The 1,437-nt window shown below is 57.1% G+C and carries 2 protein-coding genes; both read right to left on the reverse strand.

Translation table 11 applies throughout. The features are described 5' to 3' along the window. On the reverse strand, window positions 1-1,119 hold a 1,119-nt coding region (locus Q7U76_06690), incomplete at its 3' end, for an ABC transporter substrate-binding protein (protein ID MDO8356060.1). A 59-nt stretch (window positions 1,120-1,178) separates the two neighbouring features. Further along, window positions 1,179-1,437 (reverse strand): pyridoxamine 5'-phosphate oxidase family protein (locus Q7U76_06695; protein ID MDO8356061.1); only part of this gene is annotated, 259 nt, incomplete at its 5' end.

Below are 1,437 nucleotides of genomic sequence, written 5' to 3' on the forward strand. Positions count from 1 at the left end.
ATGTTGATGGTCCCACGCGCGGAAGGACGATGGACCCACCTTCAATCCATCGAACTCATGTCCTTCCAGGGTCTTGATGAGGCCGACAGTCTCGGTCGTCCCGGCCCGTTGAATCGCTTCCAGAACCTGAGTCATCGCCGCATACCCAAGATAACAACGTGACGTCGGTGTATGGTTGTATTTGTCGATCACGCCCTGGATGAACCGTCTCGAGCTATCCCTGTCGATCTTGGGATCCCAGATCAGACCCCAGATACCGGCATTATTGGCATAACCCAACGGGCGACCGATCTGTTCACCCGCGATCATGCCACCCACGCCGATCTTCTCTTTGGCCAACTCCAGCTTCGTGTAGGCCTTCAACGCATGCACGAGATCCCATCCATAGAGATTCAAAATGATCGCCGTGGGGTTCTTGGCCTTCGCCTCAGCAAAAGCCGCTACAAAGTCGGTTGAGCCGAATGGCGTGACGGTCTCTCCGACGAAATCGACCGCGAGGGACTTGCCTGCCTCCAGCATTGCCTGCGCCGCCGCCTTGCCATCAACGGTGGTAGCCGTGAGCATGTACCAGCGAGTCCCGTAGGCTTTCGCAATGTGTGGTGCGACAGCCTGCGCCATCATCCTTGCATTGGGCATGAATACGAAGGTCTGCCGGTTACAGGCTGTTCCCGTCAGCTCGGGGAGATGCGCACCCGTCACCATGAACAGCGTATTTTCCTTCTGTGCCAGGGCACTGACGGCAAGCGCGCAGTCCCCGTTGAAGGTCCCCATCAGCACATCGACCCGGTCCTCTTTGATGAACTTCGTCGCCACCTTCACGGCAGTCTCCGGATTCGATGCATCATCCGCTTCGAGGATGACGACCGGCCGGCCCAGTACACCACCCCTCTTGTTGAATAGATCCACGGCCACGTTGGCGCCATGGACATCATGAATCGACGACGTTTTGTAGGGGCTCGACAATGGATCGAGAATGCCGATCTTGATCGGTTCACCCGTGGCGGCGAGACTCGCCCTCCCCGTGAGTCCCATCACTTGTCCGATCAGGTCGCTGAACATCAGGGCGCCACCGGTTGCTGCGGAAAGTTGTAAAAACCGTCTGCGTGAAAACTCGGTCATCGGTCCCTCCTTTTATCGGACAACCTGCTCGTGCTATTTCCACTGGCGGCAGAATACCATCACGATTTCCTCGAATGAAGTTCGGTTTCCAGTTCGGCAATACGGTTCCTCAACGGACCGGCAAGCTCCTCGATCTCTTCTGCCGAGTAGCGCGGCGTAATGTATTTCGGACAGTTCCAGTCGAATGAGACCACATCGATGAAGACCAGCCGTTCCACGCTTGACCGCATTGTGAGGTCCGTCACATGCTCGGTCAGTTCCGGATGCGCCAGGGCATCCTCGATACGGGCATGGCCGAGAATTTTCAGCCGTTCGCGG

The organism is Nitrospirota bacterium, assembly GCA_030645475.1.
Classification (GTDB): domain Bacteria; phylum Nitrospirota; class Nitrospiria; order Nitrospirales; family Nitrospiraceae; genus Palsa-1315.